We start from the raw sequence: 23,665 nt of genomic DNA on the forward strand, positions 1-23,665 counted from the left end.
CGATGGACAACGACCACCTGATCGACATGGCCAACCAGATCGGCGCATTCTTCGAATCGATGCCCGATCGCGACGAAGCGCTGACCGGTATCGCCGACCATATCCGGCGCTTCTGGGAGCCGCGGATGCGCCGCGCGTTGCTCGCCGCGCTCGACGATCCGTCGGGCGAAGGCGCGCAACGCGCGGCGCCGATCGTGCGCGATGCGATCGCCGTGCACCGCGCGTCGCTCGTTCCCGCTCCCGCGACCGCCTGAACGCACCGCTACCCGGACACCGGCATGCCCGCGAACCAGTTTTCGCAGTGGCGCAGCAGCCCGTTCGCGTCGGTCGCCGTGCGCCCGCGCGCGGCGACATACCCGTCGGGCCGCAGCAGGTAGAACGACGGCCGCGAACGGCCATACTCCTGTGCCAGCCCGGCGGCACCGTCGCCTTCGATATCGGTGACCCGCCACACGCGCACAGCGCCCGGCATGATCCGTTCGAGCCCCTGCACGAGCGCCTGCGCATCGGCCGCCATCGGCGGCGCAGCGCCGGTGTCTGCATTCACCGGCTCTTCGAGCAGCAGCAGCGTGAAGCTCGCCGGATCGTGCAGATCGTATAGCCGCGCCGTTCCGGGCGCCTGACCGAGCGGGCCGTCGAGCACGTGCACGAGTGCGTCGGGCGCCCGCTCGCCCGCACGCGGACCGCCGTCGAGCACACGCTCCAGCGTGAGCGGACTCTTCCGGTACTGCACGCCGAGCTCGCTGACCGTACGCCGCACCGCATCGCGCATCGGCCCGAACGACACCAGCAGCGGCACGACATGATCGCGCAGCAGCTTCATCGCGCCGCGATCCGCCTCGACGATCTGCGTAATGAAGCCGGTCTGCCGCAACACGTCGCGCTCGATCGGATGGCGCTCGGCGTGATACGTGTCGAGCAGCCGTTCGGGCGTGCCCGCACCGAGCACGCGCGCAAGCTTCCAGCCGAGATTGAACGCTTCCTGGATGCCGGTGTTCATGCCCTGCGCGCCGGCCGGGCTGTGGACGTGCGCGGCGTCGCCCGCGAAGAATACGCGGCCGTGACGCAGCCGGTCGACCATCCGGCTGTGCAGGTGGAAATAGGACGACCACGCGAGATCGCTCGGCGAGATCGACGCGCCAACGCGTGCGCGCACGATCGCCTCGCATTCCGCGAGCGACGGGGTCGGCGCATCGGGCGACGCATCGCTGCCGGGCGGCCGGTCGGCAACGAGCCGGTAACGGCCGCCGCCCATCGGAAACAGGCCCGCCATGCCTTCGGGCGTCGTGAACAGGTGGATCTCCTCGTCCGGCCAGTCGGGTATCGCCGCGAAATCGGCGAGCAGGAAAGTCTGTTCGAACGCCTGCCCTGTGAAGCCGAGACCGAGCAGATGCCTGACCGTGCTGTGCGCACCGTCGGCAGCGATCAGGTACGACGGCGCGAACGATTCGTCGCGGCCGTCGGCGCAGCGGATCGTCACGTCGAGCGACGTGCCGCCTGCGTCGCACGCGGTCAGCGTCGCGCCGCGCTCGACCGTCACGCCGAACCCGGCCAGATGCTCGGCGAGCAGCCGCTCGGTAATGCTCTGGTCGAGAAACAGCAGATACGGGTAGCGCGTTTGCAGCGGATCGAAATCGAGCCGCGCGATCACACGGCCATCGGCATGCAGCGCGGCCGCATGCGCGCGATGGCCGAGCGCGAGAAACGGCTCGACCGCGCGATGCTGCTCCAGCAGTTCGAGCGTGCGTGCCTGGATGCCGATCGCGCGCGAATACGGCGCGGGCGCGGCGAGGCGGTCGATGATGCGCACCGGCACGCGGGCCCGCGCGAGGCTCATCGCCGCGGCAAGGCCGGTCGGCCCCGCGCCGACGATCAGCACGGGCGGGATATCGGGCAGTGTGTCAGCCATGAGAACCTCGATGACACGCGACCCTGCAAGTCTACGCCGCTCCGCGTGACGGGGCCATATGCCGACCGGTCGACACGCGGCACCCATGCGCGGTGTGGGAAAATACGCGCTTTCCGCCAGTTTTCGCGTCATGGATTCCGCATTCGACCGAGCGTATGCAGCACACCGCGCGGGCCGCCTCGCCGAGGCTGAGCACGGCTATCGCGCCGCGCTCGCCGCCAACCCCGCCGACGCAGACGCGCTGCATCTGTTCGGCGTGCTGCGGCACCAGCAGGGCCAGCACGCCGAGGCGGCCGATCTCGTCGGCCGCGCCGTCGCGCTGCGTCCGGACGATGCCGCGCTGCAGCTCAATCTCGGCAACGCGCTGAAAGCGCTCGGCCGACTCGACGAAGCGATCGACCGCTTTCGCAACGCGCTGACGCTCGCGCCCGAATTTCCGCTCGCGCACTACAACCTCGGCAACGCGTATGCGGCACTGCAGCGCCACGAGGATGCGATCGACGCGTTCGGCCGCGCGCTCCGGCTCACGCCCGACGACGCATCGATCCACAACAATCTCGGCAACGCGCTGAACGCGCTCGGCCGCCACGACGACGCGCTCGCCGCGTTCCGGCGCGCGCTCGAGCTGCGGCCCGGGCATGCGGGCGCGCACAACAACCTCGCGATGGCGCTGAACGCGATGGGCCGCGCCGACGACGCGATCGCGCACTTCCAGGCCTCGATCGCCGCGCAGCCGCGCTTCGTCGCTGCGCATTTCAATCTCGGCAACACGTTCGATGCGGTCGGCAGGCATGCCGAGGCGGCCGCCGCGTTCGAAGCCGCGCTCGCGCTGCATCCGCCGTTTCCGCTCGCGCTGTTCGGGCTCGCGAACGCACTGTGCGCGCAGGCACGCCACCGCGACGCACTGCCCTACTACGAGCGCGCCGTCGGTCTCGATCCGTCGTTCAGCCTGGCGTGGCTGAACCTCGGTAACGCGCATCACGCGCTCCGCGCGCACGAGATGGCGCTGCGCGCATTCGACCAGGCGTTGCGCGTAGAACCCGATCTCACGCTCGCACGGCTGCACCGCGCAGTCACGCTGCTGACGCTCGGCGACTTCACGCGCGGCCTGCCCGAGTACGAAGCGCGCCACGAGACGCCGGGCGCGATACCGCTCGGCACGCTGCCGCGCTGGCAGGGCGAGCCGATTGCGTCGCGCACGCTGCTGATCCGCGCGGAACAGGGGTTCGGCGACACGCTGCAGTTCGTCCGCTTCGTGCCACTTGCCCGCGCACGCTGCGCGTGCGTCGTGCTCGAAGTCCAGCCGGAACTCGTGCCGCTGCTGGCGCCTGCCGCATCGCGCTGGCGCGTGACGCTCGTCGCGCAAGGCGCCGCGAAACCGCCGGCGGCGGACGTCGCCTGCACGCTGATGAGCCTGCCGTTCCTGCTCGGGCTTCAGCCGGCGGACATCGTCGGAGGCTCGCGCTACCTCGACGCGCCCGAAAGCGCTCGCCGGCGGTTTCGCGGCTCGCTCGGCGGGCAGTCGAAGCGCAAGTTCGGCCTCGCTTGGTCGGGGCGCCGCCAGGCACAGGAAAACCGTTCGATGCCGTTCGACGCGCTCGCGCCGCTGCTCGCGCTGCCGGACATCGACTGGATCGTGCTGCAGCCCGCGCTCGACGACGACGAACGTGCGCGCGTCGACGCGCATCCGCGCGTGCATCGCCTCGACGGCCGGCTGAACGACTTCGCCGATACGGCCGCGCTGATCGAACGGCTCGACGGCGTCGTCACGATCGATACGGCTGTCGCGCACCTCGCGGGCGCACTCGGCAAGCCGCTGTGGGTCATGCTGCCGTTCGCACCCGACTGGCGCTGGTTCACCGGCGACGACTGCCCGTGGTATCCGCAGGCCAGGATCGCCCGCCAGCCCGCGCCGGGAGCATGGCTCGACGTAGCGGCCATGGTCGCCGACAAGCTGCGCGACGCCTGAACGAAGACGAAAAAAGGAGCGTGCTGCGCTCCTTTTTTTCGATGCGATGCATGCGGCCGGCGCGGCGCGATGTGCAATGTACGAGCGCCTGTCAGGCCGCCTTGTACTGATTGCGCGCGTCGGGCGTGCGGTACAGCACGAGCGTCGCGATCAGCCCGCAAATCGCGGCCACGCTCAGCCACAGCCCCGGCGCCGCCTTGTTGCCCGTCTGGTGGATCAGCAGCGTCGAGATCGCCGGCGTGAAGCCGCCGATCGTCGTCGCCAGGCTGTACGCGAGCGAGAAGCCGGCCGTGCGCACGTCGGCCGGCATCACTTCGGTCAGCGCGACGACCATCGCCCCGTTGTACGACGCGTACAGGAACGACAGCCACAGCTCGACCGCAAGCAGCCGCAGGAACGACGGATCGCCGACGAGCCACAGCACGGCCGGGTATGCCGACAGCAGCGTCAGCACCGTGAACGCGATCAGCACCGGGCGGCGGCCGATACGGTCGGACAGCGCGCCGGACAGCGGCAGCCACACGAGGTTGGAAATGCCGACGCAGACGGTCACGACGAGCGCGTCGAGCGACGACAGGTGCAGCACTTCCTTGCCGAAGGTCGGCGTGTACGCGGTGATCATGTAGAACGACACCGTCGTCATGATCACCATCCCCATGCCGGCAACCACGATGCCCCAGTTGTCGAGCATCGAGCGCATGATCTCGCCCATCGACGGGCGGTGGCGCTTCGCGAGAAACTCGTCCGTTTCCTTCAGCGAACGACGGATCAGGAACAGGAACGGCACGATCAGGCAGCCGATCAGGAACGGAATGCGCCAGCCCCACGCGGTCATCTCGTCGACCGGCAGCGCGCGATTCAGCAGCACGCCGACGAACGCGGCGAACACGACGGCCACCTGCTGGCTGCCCGACTGCCACGACGTATAGAACCCCTTGTGGCCCTTCGTCGCGATCTCCGACAGGTAGACCGACACGCCGCCGAGTTCGACGCCCGCCGAGAAACCCTGCAGCAGCCTGCCGAGCAGCACGAGCACCGGCGCGAGCACGCCGATCGTCGCGTAGCCGGGTATCGAGGCCACCGTGAGCGTACCGAGCGCCATCAGCCCGAGCGTCAGGATCAGCCCCTTGCGGCGGCCGTGATGGTCGATGTACGCGCCGAGCACGATCGCACCGACCGGCCGCATCAGGAAGCCCGCGCCGAATACCGACAGCGACAGCATCAGCGACGCGAATGCGTTGCCGCTCGGAAAGTAGGTTTTCGCGATGGCCGACGCGTAATACCCGTAGACCATGAAGTCGTACATTTCCAGGAAGTTGCCGCTGACGACCCGGAATACGGTGCGGAATTTCGATTCCTGCGCGATGGCGTGTGACGCTGTGGACATGTTTTTCTCGCTCGGCTCGGATGGCGCGAATCCGCGCCGCATGGATCAGACGACGCCCGCAGCGCCGGACCGGCGCCCACGGGCATCGCTGCCCGCCGGCGGCGCGCCGCACGACGACGCGCGCACCGGCATGGTCCGCGAATGATGCCACGCCAAGCCGACATTTGCCTTGTGCCGCCCCTGCTGCCGCCGTCGCGGCATTCGACTCGTACGAGTCGCCCCGAAACGGGCGCGAAAATCAGACTGATCTGATCGACCGGCTCTCGCCAGCCGACCACAATGTCACGATTTGCGACGAGATTTCCGCGCCGCGGCCGGCACGGTTGCCTGTGTCGCACGGCGCACCGCCCTCATGACTCCATCGCCCCTCGTCCCCGTCGAAGGCGCGCTCGCCCGCCCTCGCATCGCTCCGCTCGATCACGTACCGCCGTTCGGCCGCGAATGGACCTTTCGCGGCGCGCCCGGTGCGCGGCCCGGCAAGCACTGCCTCGCCACACTGACGACGTCCTGCATCGACGTCGACCGGCCTCATCGCGCGTGCCGCTGGCAGCCATGGCCCGTGGCGGCGTCAGCACCGAATCCGGCAGGGGCGCCGGTCGCGCCGGCTGCAGTTGCCGGCAGACGCTCCCGGCGCACCGTCCAGGGCTCTCGCGACCGACGTGCGATGTACGCAATCTGCTGGAGCATCGGCGCGTTCGGCATCATCGGCTGGCTGATCGCCGCGCACGAACCGTTCACGGGCTTCGAGCCTGCGCCCACGATCCAGATGGCCGTCATTGCGCCGGACCACACCACGTCATCGACCGGTACCGTGCGAGTTGCCGCAGTTCAGTCCGGTACGTCGACAAACACGTCACCTCGGCGCACGGGGGCGACACCCGTCACGAAGACTGCAGAATCGCCACCGGCCACGCATCATGCCGCGCCTCGTCCGGCGTCGCTTCGCACAAAGGCAACGTCCGACGTGCAGCGCGCCGCCGCTGCATCGCCGCGTCGAACAAACGGCACGCGCAAGACAGCGGCCCCGGCCCGGATACCGACCGTGCCGCAACTGGCTGCACGTCCGCCAGTCCTGAGCAATGCAGCCAGCACTCGCGCCCCCGATCGGCTCGCCCCGCCGCCGCGCTCGACGGACACACGCGATGCACACGACACACTCGACGATCCGCTCACGCTGATCGCGACGGCAAATACGCTGCGCGCCGCGCAGCCTGCCCGTGCGGCGCATGCGCCGGCCGCCGGCTTCGACTGGACGTCGCAACTGTCCCATCGTCGCGTCACCGACACACCAGACGCGTTCGCGCGCTGACGGTCGCTCAATAAAAAACCCGGCGAAGATCGCTTCGCCGGGTTTCGCCCGTCTCTCTCCGTCCGTCCGACGAATCGTTACTTGTGCGAGGGCAGCCCCGTCTCGGTCTGCTTCTCGAGTTGCCGCACCTGCTCCTGCAGATCGCGCAACTGCATCTGCGCGGCCCGCTTCTCGACCTGCAGCGCCTGCGCCTGCTCCTGGGCCGACTTTTGCCGCTGCACGACCTCGGCCTGCTGGCTGCGCGCGACGCTCAGATCGGCCTGCAACTGCTGCGCACGATTCGCCTGCAGCGCGATCACGCGTTCGAGGAACGCCTTCTGCGCCTGCAGCTCGGTACGGCGGATCTCGATATCCGCGAGCTGCGCGGTCTGCTGGACGAAGTTCGCATACACCATCTCCGCGCGGTTCTTCTCCTGCGACCGGATCACGCGCCACAGATGCTTGTCCTGGAACAGCGCGACGTAGTACGTCATCTCGCGCGGATCGAACATCAGGCTCGCACCGTAGCTGCCGTTGTACGTCGTGCGCATCTCGACGATCCGGCCGTCGTGCAGCATCTGCGTCAATTCGGCGACGTTACCTTGCGTGCTCGCGTCCGACGCGGATGCAGCCGGCGCCGCATCGCCGCTCAGGCTCGTGACCGCCGGACGCGTACCGGCGGCCGGCGCGGTCGCGTCGGCAGACCAGACCGCGCCCGCTTGTGCGCAGGCGGCCAGTGCAACGATCCACGTCGCGCATCGTGCAGGGAAAAAGTTTCGGAAAGCCAACGTCAGACTCCGGCGAACGAATCGGAACTCGCGATTATCGTTCAAAACGAAACGGCCGCATCTCGAAATTTATCGGGATGCGGCCGGACTGCGTGCGACACGAAGAATGCGGCTTGCTACAGACGGGTTTCGCGCGCCGCGCGCAGGAACGCATCGAGCAGCGGCGTGCAGTCGAGCAGCTCCGAGCCGCCCGCGCGATGGAACTCGGGGTGCCATTGCACGCCGACGACGAACGGCGAACGCCGATGGCGAATGCCCTCGATGATCCCGTCGCCGGCCGACACCGCCTCGATGTTCAGATCGCGGCCGAGATCGCGGATCGCCTGGTGGTGGATCGAGTTGACGATCGCTTCGCTGCGCCCGGGGAACATGCTTGCGAGCGTCGACGAGTCGGGGAAGCGGATGGCGTGGCGATGCTGGTCGTAATGCTCGCTCACGTGCGCATTCGCGGTCGGCACATCGGTGGCGATGTCCTGGTACAGCGAGCCGCCGAACGCGACGTTGATCAACTGGCAGCCGCGACAGACGCCGAGCACGGGTTTGCCGGATTCGACGAACTCGTGCAGCAGCTCGAGTTCGTACATGTCGCGCACGCGGTCGCCCGGCCATTCGGGGCGGGCGTCCGACGCCGCGTAGGTTTGCGGCGACACGTCGGCACCGCCTTGCAGCAGCAGGCCGTCGAGATGCTTCGCGTAGTCGCGCAGGCGGATATTGCTCGGGTGAATCATGCCCTGGTGGCCGACGGTCGGAATCATGAACACGAGCACGTCGCGCGACATCACCCAGTGTGCGATCGATTCCTCGAGATACTGCAGCGTCTTGCCCCGCAGCCCCTTCGCGCCCGGTTCCGGATGGAAGATCCGCGCCGACACGCCGATGCGCAGCGTGCGCTGCGTGATGCGCTGGCCGGCGCGGTCGAACAGCCGGCGCGCGCGCGCTGCGATGATCCGGCCGAACACCGACCACGGCGTGTCGCTCTGCTTCAGGTAGGCCGGCGGCGCATTCTGCGCGCTCGCGGGCGGCGGCCGCGGCGTATCGAAATCGGGCGGCGCGCCGAACCCGGGCGGCGGCGAGCCGGGCTTCGGCGGCGCGGCGGCGCCATCGCCCGCGGCGCCCGCCGCCCCCGGCTCGGATGCGGCCGTGACGGGCGACGCGCCGTCCACGGCGACGTTTTGCGCGGCGGCCGGCGCTGCCGGCGCATCGGGCGTTTTCGCCGGATCGGGACGGGGAGAATCGGAAGAAGCGGAAGAGGTGCCGGGCAGACCGGCCGGGGAAAGCGTGTTTTCGCTCATGACGATGGTCTGGTACGTCGCTCGCGCGTATGGATAAACGAGGATTCATTATGCTTCAGTGCACGATCGCGCGGTAAACCTGCAACATCCTGTCGACATTGTTGCAAGTCGGTGGCAGGCCGTGCCGGGGCGCGCCCGCATTCGCGTGCCGGCGACGCCACCGCGTCGCCGCGTGCACTGGACACCAGTGATATATCACAATAATATCCACGGATTGCCCATGCTTCCCGATCGCCCGCGCCATGATCGCGCCCCGTCCGGCCGCCGCGCCGCAACCCGCATGAATGCCCTGACCGACGTCATCCGCGACCGGCCCGCCGCGTCGGCGATCAGTCTCGCCGACCGCGCCTACGCGCTGATCCAGCGCGACATCATCACGATGCGCCTGAAGCCCGGCGCCGCGCTCAACGAGGCCGATCTGGTCGCGCGCACGGGGATCGGCCGCACGCCCGTGCACCAGGCCGTGCACCGGCTCGTGCTCGAAGGGCTGCTGTCCGTGATGCCGCGCAAGGGGCTGATGGTGCAACCGCTGTCGCTCGACGACATCGTCGCGGTAATCGACGTGCGGCGTATCAACGAAGCGCACTGCGCCGAACTCGCCGCGCGCCATGCGACGCCCGACGATCTCGCGCGCATGGCCGCACAGCTCGACGACGGGCAGGCCTGCGTCGACACGCACGACGTCGAAGGCATGATGGAGCTCGACCGCGCGTTTCATCAGGCGATCGCCGCGGCCGCGCGCAATGCGGTCCTCGCCGAAATCCTGCGCGCGCTGCACGAGCGCTCGCTGCGCTTCTGGTTCGTCACGCTGTCCGAACCTCACCATCTCGCCGACGTCCAGCACGAGCATCGCGAACTGTTCGAACGGCTGTCCGCGCGCGACGCCGCCGGCGCGCGCGCGGCCGTCGAACGCCATATCGATTCGTTCCGCTCCGCGCTTCTTCAACATCTTCGCCCCTGAGCCGCCCATGACCACGTTCACGCCCTTCCCCCCGCTCGCCCAGCTCGCCGCCGACCTCGCCGCCGGCCGGACCACGAGCCGCGCGCTCGTCGACGCCGCGCTCGACCGGATCGCCGATCCGGCGGGCCAGGGCGCCGTCGTCTTCACCGAAGTCGATGCCGACAACGCGCGCGCTGCCGCCGACGCGCACGACCGGCTGCGCGCCGCGGGCACCGTCCTGTCGCCGCTCGCGGGCATTCCCGTGTCGGTGAAGGACCTGTTCGACGTCGCGGGCCAGGTGACGCGCGCGGGCTCGCGCGTGCTCGACGGTGCGCCGGCCGCGCGCACCGATGCGGTAGCCGTCGCGCGGCTCAAGCGCGCGGGCGCGGTGCTGGTCGGCCGCACCAACATGAGCGAGTTCGCGTTCTCCGGGCTCGGGCTGAATCCGCACTTCGGCAATCCGCGCTCGCCGTACCGCCGCGACGTGCCGGGCGACGCCCGGATTTCCGGCGGCTCGTCGTCGGGTGCGGCCGCGTCCGTCGCCGACGGGATGGCCGCCGTCGCGCTCGGCACCGACACGGGCGGCTCGATCCGCATTCCGGCCGCCCTGTGCGGGCTGACGGGCTTCAAGCCGACCGCGAGCCGGATCCCGACGCAAGGCGGCGTGCCGCTGTCGACGACGCTCGACTCGTTCGGCCCGATCGGCCTGACGGTCGCCTGCTGCGCGCTCGTCGACCGGATGCTCGCGGGCCTCGAACCGCACGTGCCGGCCGCACGGCCGCTCGAAGGCGTGCGGCTCGGCGTGCTGACGAACTACGTGACGGACGGCGTCGATGCCGATGTCGCGGCCGCGCTCGACGCCGCGCTCAAGCATCTCGAAGCCGCCGGCGCGATCGTCACGGAAGTGCGCTTCTCCGCGCTCGACCGGCTGCCCGACATCAACCGCTTCGGCTTCTCGCCGATCGAGGCGTACGCATGGCATCGCCCGCTGCTCGCGCGGCACCGCGACCAGTACGACCCGCGCGTGCTGACGCGGATCCTGAAGGGCGAACCCGCGAGCGCGGCCGACTATCTCGACCTGCTCGCCGCGCGCGCCGCGATGCTCGACGAAGCCGCGCACACGGTCTGGTCGCGCTTCGATGCACTCGTCGCGCCGACGGTGCCGGTCGTGCCGCCGCGCATCGCGGAACTCGAAGCGGACGACGCCGCGTTCACGCGCACCAATGCGCTGATCCTGCGCAACCCGAGCGCGTTCAACTTCCTCGACGCGTGCGCGCTATCGCTGCCGTGCCATCCGCGCGACGCGGCGCCGGTCGGCCTGATGCTCGCGGCAGCGCCGCATCGCGACGACGCGCTGCTCGCGATCGGCCAGGCGGTCGAAGCCGTGCTGAACACGATCCGCTGACCGCGCCAGCCGATCGACGGCGGGCGATGCGCGCGGTGCGGCAGGGTGCCGCACGCGCTTTGTCAGTTTCGTGCCAGACCGTTCGCGCTAAAATCGCGCGATTGTTTTCCGGACCGACCCACGAGGAACCCCGCCGACATGAACGACTACACGCTTGCGCTACGCCGCGAACGCCGCCTGCTGATGCTGCTCGGATGGGTGTGCATCGCCCTGCTGGCCGGTGCGCTGTACCTGCAGTACGTGAAGAACGAAGATCCGTGCCCGCTGTGCATCATCCAGCGCTACTTCTTCGCCGCGATCGGGATCTTCGCGTTCCTGGCCGCCGGGATCCGCAACTGGCGCGGCATCTGGGTGCTCGAGCTGCTGATCGCGATCGCCGCGGCCGGCGGCGTCGGCACCGCCGCTCGGCACCTGTCGATCCAGATGAATCCGGGCTTCAGCTGCGGCTTCGACACGCTGCAGCCGATCGTCGACAGCCTGCCGCCCGCGCAATGGTTCCCCGGCATGTTCAAGGTCGCCGGGCTGTGCGAGACCGTCTACCCGCCGATCCTCGGCATCCTGCTGCCCGGCTGGGCGCTGATCGGCTTCGCCGCGATCCTGATTGCGGTCGTCGCAAGCCTCTGGCGTCATCGCCGCAAGCTCGCGGCCTGACCGGCCGGCCGCTTCAGCGGCGCCCTGCGCGCGCGGCCCGCTCAGTCGGGCCGCGCAGCCGCCGGTCCGTCGTCGCCCGGCCGTGCCGGACGCCTTCGCAAGCCGCATCCGGCCAGCCACACGTAAACCCCTACCCCGCCACTGCCCGGATTTCCGGGCGAACGCGCGTCGCGCGACTGCCGCATCCGCGCCCCGTCACGCCTGCGTTTCGGCCCGATGTGCACGCACCGGCGCCCCGATACCGCGCGGCGGGCCTATGATCGACATGATCGCCTCCTGATAGCCCGGATCACCGCCCGGCAATGTTCCCGTCGCCTTGCGGTGCTATCTTCCTGACTGGATGGCGATCTACGTGCGCGAGGCCAGGCGGTCTCACCGCCCCCTGCGTAACGCGCGCCCGATCCGCAATGTCGACTGGATTCATCATGACAACGCAAACCATCCGCATCCGTCACCCTCATGGTGTACGCGTGTCCGGCGGCACCGCCCGCACGCGCGTTCAGCGCGCCGCCGCACTGCATCGGCCGTGCGGCCGGCCTGCCCCGCTCCCGTCCGTCCTCGTTGCCGCCGCGCCCGCCAGCCCGCGCCGCGTGTCGTGCTGCGTCGTCCCGAACGGAGCGTGCTGATGGAAGCCTGGCTCGGCGATCTGCAGCAACTGCTCGCGCACGGCGAAGCGGCCGTGCTCGTCACGGTCGCGCACACCGACGGCTCCGCGCCGCGCGAAGCCGGCACCAAGATGCTCGTCACGCGCGACACGGCCCGCCATACGATCGGCGGCGGTCATCTGGAATGGAAGGCAATCGAGATCGCGCGGCATCTGCTGAAGGATGGCGCGCACGTGCCGCATGCGCGCAGGCTCGAGCGGCTCGCGCTCGGCCCGAGCCTCGGCCAATGCTGCGGCGGCGCGGTCGTGCTCGCGTTCGAGCGGCTCGACGTCGGCGATCTCGGCTGGATCATGTCGCTCGCGAAGCGCGTCGCGGCCGGCGCCGCGACCGTGCGTAGCGTATCATTCGGCCCCTCGCCGGGCGCGCCGCTGCTGAGCGAGCCCGAATCGGAAGCCGCGCGTGCCGACTGCCTGCTGTGGGAAACCGGCGGCGTGGCGCTGATGACCGAAACGATCGCGCCGTATGCGTTCCCCGTCGTGCTGTTCGGCGCCGGGCACATCGGCACCGCGCTCGTGAAGGTGCTGGCGACGCTGCCGTGCCACGTGCGCTGGATCGACGGGCCCGATGCGGTGTTCCCGCCGGCCGACGTGCTCGCCGGCATCGGCAATCTCGCGATCGAGGCGGCCGCTGCCCCGGCGGACGCCGTCGACACGGCACCGCCGCAGTCCTACTTCGTCGTGATGACGCACGACCACGCACTCGATTTCGTGCTGGCCGAGCGCATCCTGCGACGCGGCGACTATGCGTACTTCGGGATGACCGGCTCGCACGCGAAACGCGTGCAGTTCGATCATCGCCTCGCGGCCATCGGCATCGACCCGGCCCAGGTCGCGCGGATGCGCTGCCCGATCGGTGTCGAAGGCATCATCGACAAGGCACCCGAAGTGATCGCGATCTCGGTGGCCGCGCAGTTGCTGCAGGCCGTCGAGGCGAACACGAACGTGCAGGCTTCCCCTACCTACTGACCGACCAAGAACGACGCCATGACCCCGACATTCAAGGACAAGATTGCCCGTGCGCCGAAAGCGGAGCTGCACATCCATATCGAAGGCTCGCTCGAGCCCGAACTGATTTTCGCGCTCGCGCAGCGCAACGGCGTGAAGCTCGCGTACGACTCGATCGACGCGCTGCGCGCCGCGTACGCGTTCACCGACCTGCAGTCGTTCCTCGACATCTATTACGCAGGCGCAAGCGTGCTGCTGACCGAGCAGGATTTCCACGACATGACGGCCGCGTATTGCGAACGCGCGCTCGCCGACAACGTCGTTCACACGGAACTGTTCTTCGACCCGCAGACGCACACCGAACGCGGCGTGCCGATCGAGACGGTCGTCGCGGGCATCGAGCGCGCACTCGCCGATGCCGAGCAGCGCGGGCTGTCGAGCAAGCTGATTCTGTGCTTCCTGCGCCACCTGTCCGAAGAGGACGCGCTCGCGACGTTCGAATCCGCATTGCCGCTGTTCGAGCGCTATCGCCATCGCCTGATCGGCGTGGGTCTCGACTCGTCCGAGCTCGGCCATCCGCCGACGAAGTTCGCGCGCGTGTTCGACAAGGCGCGCGCGCTCGGGCTGAAGCTCGTCGCGCACGCGGGCGAGGAAGGCCCGCCGGCGTACATCTACGAAGCGCTCGACGTGCTGAAGGTCGACCGGATCGACCACGGCGTGCGCAGCATCGAGGACGCGGCGCTCGTCGAACGCCTCGCGCGCACGCGCACGGCGCTCACCGTCTGCCCGCTGTCGAACCTGAAGCTGTGCGTGTTCGACGACATGGCGAAGCACACGCTGAAGGCGCTGCTCGACCGCGGCGTCGCGGTGACGATCAACTCCGACGATCCGGCCTATTTCGGCGGCTACGTCAACGAAAACTACTTCGCGACGGCCGAAGGGCTGCGCCTCACCGATGCCGAAGTCCATGCGGTGATCCGCAACGGCTTCGAGGCGTCGTTCATCGACCCGGCGCAGCGCGATGCACTGATCGCGCGCCTCGACGCGTACTGGCAGGCCGCGTGACGGCCCGCATCGAGGTGCGCTGGACAGATGAAACACGGTAACGGCATCCGCTTCGCGACTCCCGGTCCGGCCCTGCGTCGAGCCGAACGCTTGCATGCACCCGGCGCGAGCGCGTTCAACGCGTTCGCTGCCCGCGTGGCGGCGACGCAGTCCGTCGCCGCCCGCCGGCGCGTGCGGTCGCGGCTTGCCGTCCCGTTCGCCGCCGCATCGGTCGCGATCGCCAACGCTGCGAGATTCGCGGGCAATCACGCGCTGGCGGCCGCGGCCGCCACGAACGCCTGCGCAATCGCATCCGGACGCGCCGCACGCAGTGTGTCGCGGCGACTCGCGAAGCGGCGCCCGGCAGCCGCGCGGGCGGTGCCGTCCAAGCCGCCGCCCGCGCGGCGTCGATCGCTTTCTTCTGTTCGCCTTACCTTGATGCAGGACCATTCGTCATGACGCAAACCGCTTTTCGTTCCCAACTGCTGACCTTCAACGGCGACCCGGCTAAATCGAGCCAGGCCGCGAACTACGAGACCGACGGCCTCCTGATCGTCGACGACGGCAAGGTTGTCGCGGCCGGTCCGTATGCACAGCTCGCCGCGACGCTCGCGCGCGACGCGATCGTCCATGACCTGCGCGACAAGCTGATCGTGCCCGGCTTCATCGACACGCACATCCACTATCCGCAGACGGACATGATCGCGTCGCCGGCGCCGGGCCTGCTGCCGTGGCTCGACAAGTACACGTTCCCGACCGAGCGCCAGTTCGGCGATCCCGGGCATGCGCGCGAAGTCGCCGACTTCTTCGTCGACGAACTGCTCGCCTGCGGCACGACGAGCGCGCTCGTCTACTGCACGGTGCACAAGCAGTCGGCCGACGCACTGTTCGCGGCGAGCGACGCGCGCGACCTGCGGATGATCGCGGGCAAGGTGCTGATGGACCGCAACTGCCCCGAATTCCTGCGCGACACCGCGCAATCGGGTTACGACGACAGCGCCGAGCTGATCGGCCGCTGGCACGGCAAGGGCCGCCAGATGTACGCGCTCACGCCGCGCTTCGCGCCGACGTCGACCGAGGCGCAGCTCGAAGCGTGCGGCGAACTCGCGCGCCGCCATCCGGACGTGTTCGTGCAAAGCCACGTCGCGGAAAACGTCGACGAGGTGAAATGGGTGGCCGAGCTGTTCCCCGGCCATCGCAGCTATCTCGACATCTACGATCGCTACGGGCTGCTGCGGCCGCGCGCGGTGTACGGCCACTGCATCCACCTCGACGACGAGGACCGCCGCCGGATGGCCGAGACGCGCACCGTCGTCGCGCACTGCCCGACGTCGAACTTCTTCCTCGGCAGCGGGCTGTTCGATTTCGACAAGGCCGGCGAATACGACGTGCCCGTCACGCTCGCCACCGACGTCGGCGGCGGCACGTCGTTCTCGATGCTGCAAACGATGAACGAAGCGCACAAGGTCGCGCGGCTGTCGGGCCACCACCTGAGCGCGACGCGGATGTTCTGGCTCGCGACGGCCGGCGCCGCGCAGGCACTCGCTCTCGACGACACGGTCGGCACGCTCGCGCCGCGCACCGAGGCCGACTTCGTCGTGCTCGATCCGCAGGCCACGCCGCTGCTCGCGCGCCGCACGAAGCGCGCGGATTCGCTCGAGGAGTTGCTGTTCGCATTGGCGCTGCTCGGCGACGACCGCGCGGTGTACCGCACCTATGCGGCGGGCAAGCTCGTCCACGAACGCGGCGCGGCCCGCCGCGCGGCCGCAGCGTAACTGCCCGCCGAGCTTCCGTCCCGGCATGCGCGGCGACGCATCCACCGCCGCGCATGCCGGGTAGCCGAAGGCGCCACGCGCCGATCGTGTCCCGGCGCGCCTCGCAGCCCTGCCCGGCCGCGTTCCCACGCGCGACACACCGTGCTAGAATTCGCCGCTCATTGGGGAGTAGCCGCTCCGCTCGATGCCTCGCGCCCCCGGCGCGCATCGTGACGGAGGCGTCCGTCAACAGACTTGGCCGTTCGGCCATGGCGGACGCAGCCACCTAGGCCTGGCGAGACCGATGGTTCACAGTGCGCCGCATCAGGGCCCGGCGCGCCGTGGATCGTCGCTCGCACGCACAACATCGGCCCGCGGAACCCCATACGTGTCCCAAGCCTTCCTGATTTCCACCGGCGCCGTCGCTCTCGCTGAAATCGGCGACAAGACCCAACTGCTGTCCCTCGTGCTGGCCGCGCGCTATCGCAAGCCGGTGCCGATCATCCTCGGCGTGCTCGTCGCGACGCTCGTGAACCACGGTTTCGCCGGCGCGCTCGGCGAATGGCTCGGCGCGCTCGTCACGCCGTCGATCATGCGCTGGGCGCTCGCGTTCTCGTTCATCGCGATGGGGTTGTGGATCCTCGTGCCGGACAAGCTCGATGCCGACGAAGCCAATGCCAACCGTTCGCGGCTCGGCGTGTTCGGCGCGACCCTCGTCGCGTTCTTCCTCGCGGAAATGGGCGACAAGACGCAGATCGCGACCGTCGCGCTGGCCGCGCGTTTCCAGGACTACATCGGCGTCGTGGCCGGCACGACGTTCGGGATGATGCTCGCGAACGTGCCGGCGATCCTGCTCGGCGACCGCTTCGCGCACCGTCTGCCGACGAAGCTCGTGCACGGGATCGCGGCCGTGCTGTTCGTCGTGCTCGGCGCGCTGGCGCTGCTGGGCGTCGGGGTCTGACGGACGGAGGTGGCCGGCGCGGCCGGGCGGCCGCGCCGTTGCTGACGCTGCGTTACTTCGCGACCGCCGCGCCCGAAGCCGGCGCAGCCGGCACCGCACGCTCGTTGGCGGCCGGCGCCGCCGGGCCGCCGCGCTTGTCGACCGGCAGCCGGACCGAGCGGACCGCGCCGTTCGACAGCGGGAAATCGGCGAGCGCGCTGCGCGCAAGGAACGGCATCGCGTACAGCAGCGTGCCGTTGTCGCCGGTCGTGCGCGCGGACACGTTGTAGACCTCCTTGCCCGTCGCGCGCTCGGTGATGCGGATGCCGAGCGTGTAGTCGAACACCTGGTACGTCTGCGCGACGTAGCCGGCCGGCATCGGCCCCCAGGGCCCCCACGGGCCCCACGGCCCGCGCCGCCAGTACGGCCCCGGCCCGACGAACCAGGGATCGTAGTAAACGGGTTGCGGCACCGTCACGAGATCGCTGCCGACCGCATAGGTCAGCCCGACGAGATACCGCGCCTGCGCCTGCGGCACCTGCCGGAACGCATACGCGGACAGCTCGCTCGCGACGATCGGCTCGTAGGTCGATTGCTCGATGCTGTTCTTCTGCGCCTCGGTGCGCGTAAACGCATAGGTGCGTGTCGCGTCGCTGCCGCTCCAGTCGGAGAAGGCCGTGACCTGGGTCGTCACGTAGCTGGTGCAGCCCGTCAGCAGCGCCACGCACAGCGCCGCCGCCCAGCCCGCACCGCGAAAAATCCAATCGCGTTTCATGTTGATCCTCGTCGATCCGTCACCCGTTCGTCGCACCGCGCGAACCGGACGGGATGCCGATAATACGCGGACTGCCGGAACCGGTAAAAAGTTCGCGCGGCACGCAGCCGCAAGCCTTTGTACAATGGCCCGGTTCGCCCGGCCCGTGCCGCGGGCCCGTCCCCCACTCCACCGATCTCGACGACCATGTCCGACAACGCCTCCTCCACCGTGATCCGCCGCGCCGACTACACGCCGCCGGCCTTCCTCATCGATTCCGTCGCGCTCGAATTCGATCTCGCGCCGGCTCGCACGATCGTCAGGAATACGATGCGCGTGCGCCGCAATCCGGACGCCGCGCCCGCGCCGCACCTGGAGTTGATGGGCGAGGCGCTCGAATTCCTCGACGCACGGCTGGATGGTGCGCCGTTTGGCGCCGTGCGCGCGCACGAGCACGGGCTGACGGTCGAGAACGTCCCCGACGCATTCGAGCTGACGCTCGAAAGCGCATGCGCGCCCGACCAGAATACGACGTTGTCGGGCCTGTATGTGTCGAGCGGCAACTTCTTCACGCAATGCGAAGCCGAGGGCTTTCGCCGCATCACCTACTTCCTCGACCGCCCCGACGTGATGGCCTCGTACACGGTCACGCTGCGCGCCGACAAGGCCGCGTACCCGGTGCTGCTGTCGAACGGCAACCTCGTCGATTCGGGCGACCTGCCCGACGGCCGCCACTTCGCGAAATGGGAAGACCCGTTCCGCAAGCCCAGCTACCTGTTCGCGCTCGTCGCGGGCAAGCTCGTCGCGATCGAGGAAAAGATCACGACCGGCTCGGGCAAGGAGAAACTGCTGCAGGTATGGGTCGAGCCGGCCGATCTCGACAAGACGCGTCACGCGATGGATTCGCTGATCCACTCGATCCGCTGGGACGAAAAGCGCTTCGGCCTCGAACTCGATCTCGACCGCTTCATGATCGTCGCGGTGGGCGACTTCAACATGGGCGCGATGGAAAACAAGGGGCTCAACATCTTCAACACGAAGTACGTGCTGGCGAACCCCGAGACCGCGACCGACACCGACTTCGCGAATATCGAATCGGTGGTCGGCCACGAGTACTTCCACAACTGGACGGGCAACCGCGTGACCTGCCGCGACTGGTTCCAGCTGAGCCTGAAGGAAGGCCTGACGGTATTCCGCGACCAGGAATTCTCGGCCGACATGGCCGCGGGCGACGACGTCGAATCGGCGGCTCGCGCGGTCAAGCGCATCGAGGACGTGCGCGTGCTGCGCCAGCTGCAGTTCGCCGAGGACGCGGGCCCGATGGCGCACCCGGTGCGCCCGGAGAGCTACGTCGAGATCAACAACTTCTACACGATGACCGTCTACGAGAAAGGCTCGGAAGTCGTGCGGATGTACCAGACGCTGTTCGGCCGCGACGGCTTCCGCAAGGGGATGGACCTGTACTTCAAGCGCCACGACGGCCATGCGGTGACCTGCGACGACTTCCGTCACGCGATGGCCGATGCGAACGGGCGCGACCTCGCGCAGTTCGAGCGCTGGTACAGCCAGGCCGGCACGCCGCGCGTGTCGGTGCGCACCGCGTACGATGCAGCCGCGCGCCGCTATACGGTCACGCTCGCGCAGGGCTACGGCGACGCGTCGCCGGCCGCGCGCGAAACGCAGCAGGGGCCGCTCCTGATTCCGTTCGCGATCGGCCTGATCGGCCGCGACGGGCACGACCTGCCGCTGCGCCTCGACGGCGAAGCCGCCGCATCGGGCACGACGCGCGTGCTCGATTTCACTGAAACCGAGCAGACCTTCACGTTCGTCGACGTGCCGGAAGCGCCGCTGCCGTCGCTGCTGCGCAACTTCTCGTCGCCGGTGATCGTCGAATACGACTACAGCGACGACGATCTCGCCTTCCTGCTCGCACACGACAGCGACCCGTTCAACCGCTGGGAGGCCGGCCAGCGCCTCGCGACGCGCGCGCTGCTGACGCTCGCGTCGCGCGCTGCCGCGAACGAGCCGCTCACGCTCGGCGAGAACTTTGTCGCCGCGTTCCGCCGCGTGCTGACCGATGAAAGCTTGTCGCCGGCGTTCCGCGAACTCGCGCTGACGCTGCCGTCGGAAACCTATCTCGCCGATCAGATGGCAGAGGCCGATCCGGCTGCCGTGCATCGCGCGCGCCTGTTCGTGCGCCGCCAGCTCGCGACCGCGCTGCGCGCCGACTGGCTTGCCGCGTACGAGCAGCACCAGACGCCCGGCGCCTACGAGCCGACGCCGGAAGCCTCGGGCCGCCGCGCGCTGAAGAACCTCGCGCTCGCGTATCTCGCCGAGCTCGACGATCCGGCCGATGCCGTGCGCCTCGCCACGGCCCAGTACGACGCGGCGAACAACATGACCGATCGCGCGGCTGCGCTCGGCGCGCTGCTGTCCGCAGCCGCCGCAGGGGCGAACGAGCCGGCCGAGCATGCGCTCGACGACTTCTACCGTCGCTTCGAGAAGGAGGCTCTCGTGATCGACAAGTGGTTCGCGATGCAGGCTGCGCAACGCGGCACGCCCGCGCAGCCGACGCTCGCGAAGGTTCGCAAGCTGCTCGCGCACCCCGCGTTCAACCTGAAGAATCCGAACCGCGCGCGCTCGCTGATTTTCAGCTTCTGCGCGGCCAACCCCGCTCAGTTCCATGCGGCGGATGGCTCGGGTTACGCGTTCTGGGCCGAACAGGTGCTCGCGCTCGACGCGATCAACCCGCAGGTCGCGGCGCGCCTCGCGCGCTCGCTCGAACTGTGGCGTCGCTTCACGCCCGCGCTGCGCGACCGGATGCGCTCAGCGCTCGAGCAGGTTGCCGCCGGCGCGAAATCGCGCGACGTGCGCGAGATCGTCGAGAAGGCGCTCGCCTGACGCAAGTGACCGCATCGCGCCCGCGCGATAAAGCCGGTGCCGCGTAACGCGGCGCCGGCTTTTTCATTGCGCGAGTGCGGCTGGAACCGAGCGGAATCGCGGGGTCTGACCGCGCGGTTTGCCGCCGCGGCGATGTGCGCTCCGCCCGTCGCCGTCGCCGGAAACCGGGCCGATCCGGCCGCCCGGCCTTGTAACCGGACGAAAAAAGCCGGCGGCACGCGAGGCGCGACGGGTAAAATTGCGGCAATTCAAGGATTCTTTGGCCTTTCGGAGTCTGTCATGTCCATTGCCCGCCGCACCACGCTGTCGAAGTTCCTGATCGAACAGCAACGTGAGACCAACAACCTCCCCGCCGACCTGCGCCTGCTGATCGAAGTCGTCGCCCGCGCGTGCAAGGCGATCAGCTACAACGTGTCGAAGGGCGCGCTCGGCGAAGCACTCGGTACCGCCGGCAGCGAGAATGTCCAGGGCGAAGTGCAGAAGAAGCTCGACATCCTGTCGAACGAGATCCTGCTCGACGCGAACGAATGGGGCGGCAACCTCGCCGCGATGGCGTCGGAAGAAATGGAAACGTTCTTCCCGATCCCCGCGAACTATCCGCGCGGCGAATACCTGCTCGTGTTCGATCCGCTCGACGGCTCGTCGAACATCGACGTGAACGTGTCGATCGGCACGATCTTCTCGGTGTTGCGCTGCCCGGACGGCAAGCTGGCAACCGAGGAATCGTTCCTGCAGCCCGGCACGCAGCAGGTCGCGGCCGGCTACGCCGTCTACGGCCCGCAAACGGTGTTCGTGCTGACGACCGGCAACGGCGTGAACTGCTTCACGCTCGATCGCGAAGTCGGCTCGTGGGTGCTCACGCAGAGCAACATGCAGATCCCGGCCGACACGCGCGAATACGCGATCAACGCATCGAACGCGCGCCACTGGTACGACCCGGTCAAGCGCTATGTCGACGAGCTGAACGCCGGCAAGGACGGCCCGCGCGGCGACAACTTCAACATGCGCTGGATCGCATCGATGGTCGCCGACGTGCATCGGATCCTGAACCGCGGCGGCATCTTCATGTACCCGGCCGACAAGCGCACGCCCGATCGCCCGGGCAAGCTGCGCCTGATGTACGAAGCGAATCCGATGTCGTTCATCGTCGAACAGGCGGGCGGCGCCGCGACGACCGGCACGCAGCGCATCATGGAAGTGCAGCCGACGGGCCTGCACCAGCGCGTGCCCGTGTTCCTCGGTTCGAAGAACGAAGTCGAACGCGTCACCGGCTATCACGACGAAGCTGAATAATTTGCACTGCAGCACTGGACGGAGATGCGCGACGCAAGTACAATCGCGCCTCGCGATGTGGCCCTGACCGGCCGCATTGCAGTGAAGTGAAAGCGGGAAGTCCGCCGGATCGATGGTTTCGCGAAGCAGCAGCAGTAGCAAGCTGAAAAAAGTTCGCAAAACCTATTGCCAAGATCTCGGATTTGACCATATAATTTCATTTCTCTGCTGCCGGTGTAGCTCAGTTGGTAGAGCAGCGCATTCGTAATGCGAAGGTCGTAGGTTCGACTCCTATCTCCGGCACCAAGACATAAAGGTCTGACAAGCATCGCTTGTCAGACCTTTTCTCTTTTCCGGCGCCGAAATCGCGCGGCCCGCCTTCTCTCCGCGCCACGCTCCGGCGATTGCAGTCGCCGGACCACTCCGCCCTCTCCCCGCAACACGGCAACCACACTCGGCACGGTCACCTGACCGATCTCGTCGCGCCGCTTCACCGCGTTTTGCTTCACGCTCGATGGGGTGTCCGATCCAGGCGCTGGCCGATCTCGAACGACGCCTGCACGATGCGCGGATGCCGTTCGCATTCGGCACGCTCGCACGACACGCGATGCCGCGGCAACCGGCCGGTGTCGGCCGTGACGACGACGGCCGGCTGTTCGACATGTACGATGCGCGCGACGGCACCGTCAACCTGGGGCGCACTGACGAACATGTACTCGGCCGCTGGCAAGACGCTCGCTCCGACGACGTGGCCGCCGCGCTCGAACGCGCGCTCCGTCCGCATGCATCGACCAATCCTTAGGATTGCCGCATGATGACCGACGCCGAACGCGACACGCCCTATACCGACATGTTCCGCACGATGACCCGTATCGGCGAAGCCGGCGCATCGCTCTTTCTCGCCCGTTTCGCACTGCTGTCGATCGAGGCGATCGGCGACACAGCGACCGTCGCGCGACTGATCGCCGTCGCAGGCGACGGACTGCCCGATGCGGGCATGCAAGCATCGACGCACGAAAGGCGCGGTTCCTGACTGACGGACTTTATCGACGACCGATTCTTACGGATTCATTGCGCCATGCATCGTCCGCGCACGAGCCGCGCCGTAGGCAGACGAATTCCCTGGAAAATCCGCTTGAGGGTGCATAACATTACTTAACGATCCTGACCCGCCTATCGCGTTACATTGCGGGGGCGGCGCGGCGGGTCGCAACGCCGCCTTCACCCAGCTTGCGGCGCGACAGCCGAAGTCCGGTCATTTCGACTCAACTCAAGGAGAGGGACCACCATGACTCATGGCTTGATTATGTGGCTCATCATCGGCGCGATCGCCGGCTGGCTTGCCGGCGTGCTCGTCAAGGGCGGCGGCTTCGGGCTGATCGTCGACATCATCGTCGGGATCGTCGGCGCGGTGATCGGCGGCTGGCTCGCCGGGCTCCTCGGCATCAGCATCGGCAGCGGCTTCATCGGCTCGGTGATCGTCGCGGTCATCGGCGCGGTGATCCTGCTGTTCGTGATCCGGCTATTCAAGCGAGCGGCCTGACGCTTCTCTCCACGCGCCTTCGGGCGCGTTTTCGCATCAGGCCGGCGCGCGGCCCGTTCACCGCGCGCCGCCGGCGCGTTCAGCGCCTCACGCGCCGCGACCAGCCGCCGAGCACGTCGGCCGTCAGCAATCCGCAGCGCGCTTCGCGTACGCCATCGCGCCCGATCCACACGGTGCGCGGCATTTCCCCTCTCCATCCCGCATCGAGCACCGCGAACC

21 protein-coding genes, 1 tRNA gene, 1 pseudogene and 1 riboswitch are annotated in these 23,665 nt (G+C 68.7%); of the genes and pseudogenes, 17 read left to right on the forward strand and 6 right to left on the reverse strand.

Annotated features, from left to right (window positions below; translation table 11 throughout):
- Nucleotides 1-2: 2 nt before the first annotated feature.
- Nucleotides 3-254, forward strand: coding sequence for a formate dehydrogenase subunit delta (locus BT264_RS01915; protein WP_072436069.1), 252 nt, complete (start codon nt 3-5; stop codon nt 252-254).
- An 8-nt stretch (nt 255-262) separates the two neighbouring features.
- Here BT264_RS01915 and BT264_RS01920 read toward each other — a convergent pair whose 3' ends face one another.
- A complete protein-coding gene (locus tag BT264_RS01920) occupies nt 263-1,909 on the reverse strand; it encodes an FAD-dependent monooxygenase (protein WP_072436070.1) in 1,647 nt (548 codons plus the stop codon).
- Nucleotides 1,910-1,967: 58 nt separating this feature from the next.
- Between BT264_RS01920 and BT264_RS01925 the strand changes: the two genes are divergently transcribed.
- Nucleotides 1,968-3,878: a tetratricopeptide repeat protein gene (locus BT264_RS01925; RefSeq protein ID WP_072436071.1), complete on the forward strand. Its 1,911-nt coding sequence runs from the start codon at nt 1,968-1,970 to the stop codon at nt 3,876-3,878.
- Between the two features lie 91 nt (nt 3,879-3,969).
- Here the strand turns inward: BT264_RS01925 and BT264_RS01930 are convergent, their stop codons facing one another.
- Nucleotides 3,970-5,265 carry an MFS transporter gene (locus BT264_RS01930; protein ID WP_072436072.1) on the reverse strand — a complete coding sequence of 432 codons (1,296 nt, stop codon included), beginning with the start codon at nt 5,263-5,265 and terminating at the stop codon, nt 3,970-3,972.
- 1,042 nt (nt 5,266-6,307) lie between these two features.
- Between BT264_RS01930 and BT264_RS39765 the strand changes: the two genes are divergently transcribed.
- Complete coding sequence (locus tag BT264_RS39765; protein ID WP_256260553.1) at nt 6,308-6,574, forward strand: hypothetical protein; 267 nt, start codon at nt 6,308-6,310, stop codon at nt 6,572-6,574.
- Nucleotides 6,575-6,651: 77 nt separating this feature from the next.
- Here BT264_RS39765 and BT264_RS01940 read toward each other — a convergent pair whose 3' ends face one another.
- Nucleotides 6,652-7,341 (reverse strand): DUF2968 domain-containing protein, encoded by a 690-nt coding sequence (locus BT264_RS01940; RefSeq protein ID WP_072436074.1) that lies wholly within the window; start codon nt 7,339-7,341, stop codon nt 6,652-6,654.
- Nucleotides 7,342-7,457: 116 nt separating this feature from the next.
- Nucleotides 7,458-8,633 carry a gamma-glutamyl-gamma-aminobutyrate hydrolase family protein gene (locus BT264_RS01945; RefSeq protein ID WP_072436075.1) on the reverse strand — a complete coding sequence of 392 codons (1,176 nt, stop codon included), beginning with the start codon at nt 8,631-8,633 and terminating at the stop codon, nt 7,458-7,460.
- 280 nt (nt 8,634-8,913) lie between these two features.
- Between BT264_RS01945 and BT264_RS01955 the strand changes: the two genes are divergently transcribed.
- From BT264_RS01955 to BT264_RS01990, 8 genes are all read left to right on the forward strand, one after another.
- A complete protein-coding gene (locus BT264_RS01955; RefSeq protein WP_072436077.1) occupies nt 8,914-9,594 on the forward strand; it encodes a GntR family transcriptional regulator in 681 nt (226 codons plus the stop codon).
- A gap of 7 nt (nt 9,595-9,601) precedes the next feature.
- On the forward strand, nt 9,602-10,978 hold the full coding sequence (locus BT264_RS01960) for an amidase (RefSeq protein ID WP_072436078.1): 1,377 nt from the start codon (nt 9,602-9,604) through the stop codon (nt 10,976-10,978).
- A 138-nt stretch (nt 10,979-11,116) separates the two neighbouring features.
- Nucleotides 11,117-11,629, forward strand: a complete 513-nt coding sequence (locus BT264_RS01965; protein WP_072436079.1) for a disulfide bond formation protein B — start codon at nt 11,117-11,119, stop codon at nt 11,627-11,629.
- Between the two features lie 625 nt (nt 11,630-12,254).
- Nucleotides 12,255-13,259, forward strand: coding sequence for a xanthine dehydrogenase accessory protein XdhC (xdhC, locus tag BT264_RS01970; protein WP_072436080.1), 1,005 nt, complete (start codon nt 12,255-12,257; stop codon nt 13,257-13,259).
- 18 nt (nt 13,260-13,277) lie between these two features.
- On the forward strand, nt 13,278-14,303 hold the full coding sequence (locus tag BT264_RS01975; RefSeq protein WP_072436081.1) for an adenosine deaminase: 1,026 nt from the start codon (nt 13,278-13,280) through the stop codon (nt 14,301-14,303).
- A 27-nt stretch (nt 14,304-14,330) separates the two neighbouring features.
- Nucleotides 14,331-14,741, forward strand: coding sequence for a hypothetical protein (locus tag BT264_RS01980; protein ID WP_072436082.1), 411 nt, complete (start codon nt 14,331-14,333; stop codon nt 14,739-14,741).
- On the forward strand, nt 14,738-16,057 hold the full coding sequence (gene guaD / locus BT264_RS01985) for a guanine deaminase (protein ID WP_072436083.1): 1,320 nt from the start codon (nt 14,738-14,740) through the stop codon (nt 16,055-16,057). The genes BT264_RS01980 and guaD overlap by 4 nt, the downstream gene beginning before the upstream one ends.
- Nucleotides 16,058-16,208: 151 nt before the next feature.
- Nucleotides 16,209-16,346: riboswitch (yybP-ykoY riboswitch) on the forward strand.
- Nucleotides 16,347-16,424: 78 nt separating this feature from the next.
- Nucleotides 16,425-16,997, forward strand: coding sequence for a TMEM165/GDT1 family protein (locus BT264_RS01990; protein ID WP_021163944.1), 573 nt, complete (start codon nt 16,425-16,427; stop codon nt 16,995-16,997).
- A gap of 52 nt (nt 16,998-17,049) precedes the next feature.
- Here BT264_RS01990 and BT264_RS01995 read toward each other — a convergent pair whose 3' ends face one another.
- The gene (locus BT264_RS01995) at nt 17,050-17,751 is read right to left on the reverse strand and encodes a DUF4136 domain-containing protein (protein WP_072436084.1); all 702 of its coding nucleotides are present in this window, start codon (nt 17,749-17,751) and stop codon (nt 17,050-17,052) included.
- Nucleotides 17,752-17,937: 186 nt separating this feature from the next.
- Here BT264_RS01995 and pepN point away from each other — a divergent pair, with 186 nt between their 5' ends.
- From pepN to BT264_RS02030, 6 genes are all read left to right on the forward strand, one after another.
- Nucleotides 17,938-20,631: an aminopeptidase N gene (gene pepN, locus BT264_RS02005; RefSeq protein WP_072436086.1), complete on the forward strand. Its 2,694-nt coding sequence runs from the start codon at nt 17,938-17,940 to the stop codon at nt 20,629-20,631.
- A 279-nt stretch (nt 20,632-20,910) separates the two neighbouring features.
- Complete coding sequence (locus tag BT264_RS02010; RefSeq protein WP_072436087.1) at nt 20,911-21,924, forward strand: class 1 fructose-bisphosphatase; 1,014 nt, start codon at nt 20,911-20,913, stop codon at nt 21,922-21,924.
- Nucleotides 21,925-22,133: 209 nt separating this feature from the next.
- Nucleotides 22,134-22,209: transfer RNA gene (locus tag BT264_RS02015), tRNA-Thr, on the forward strand.
- 208 nt (nt 22,210-22,417) lie between these two features.
- Nucleotides 22,418-22,705, forward strand: coding sequence for a hypothetical protein (locus tag BT264_RS02020; RefSeq protein WP_256260554.1), 288 nt, complete (start codon nt 22,418-22,420; stop codon nt 22,703-22,705).
- A 9-nt stretch (nt 22,706-22,714) separates the two neighbouring features.
- A complete protein-coding gene (locus BT264_RS02025) occupies nt 22,715-22,936 on the forward strand; it encodes a hypothetical protein (protein ID WP_072436088.1) in 222 nt (73 codons plus the stop codon).
- A 255-nt stretch (nt 22,937-23,191) separates the two neighbouring features.
- Complete coding sequence (locus BT264_RS02030; protein WP_034182994.1) at nt 23,192-23,446, forward strand: GlsB/YeaQ/YmgE family stress response membrane protein; 255 nt, start codon at nt 23,192-23,194, stop codon at nt 23,444-23,446.
- Between the two features lie 79 nt (nt 23,447-23,525).
- On the opposite strand, the pseudogene BT264_RS02035 reads toward BT264_RS02030, so the two are convergent.
- Nucleotides 23,526-23,660, reverse strand: a pseudogene (locus BT264_RS02035) (TlpA family protein disulfide reductase); the annotation flags it as partial.
- Nucleotides 23,661-23,665 lie beyond the last annotated feature (5 nt).

The sequence above is a fragment of the Burkholderia sp. NFPP32 genome (assembly GCF_900119325.1).
Lineage (GTDB): Bacteria > Pseudomonadota > Gammaproteobacteria > Burkholderiales > Burkholderiaceae > Burkholderia > Burkholderia pyrrocinia_C.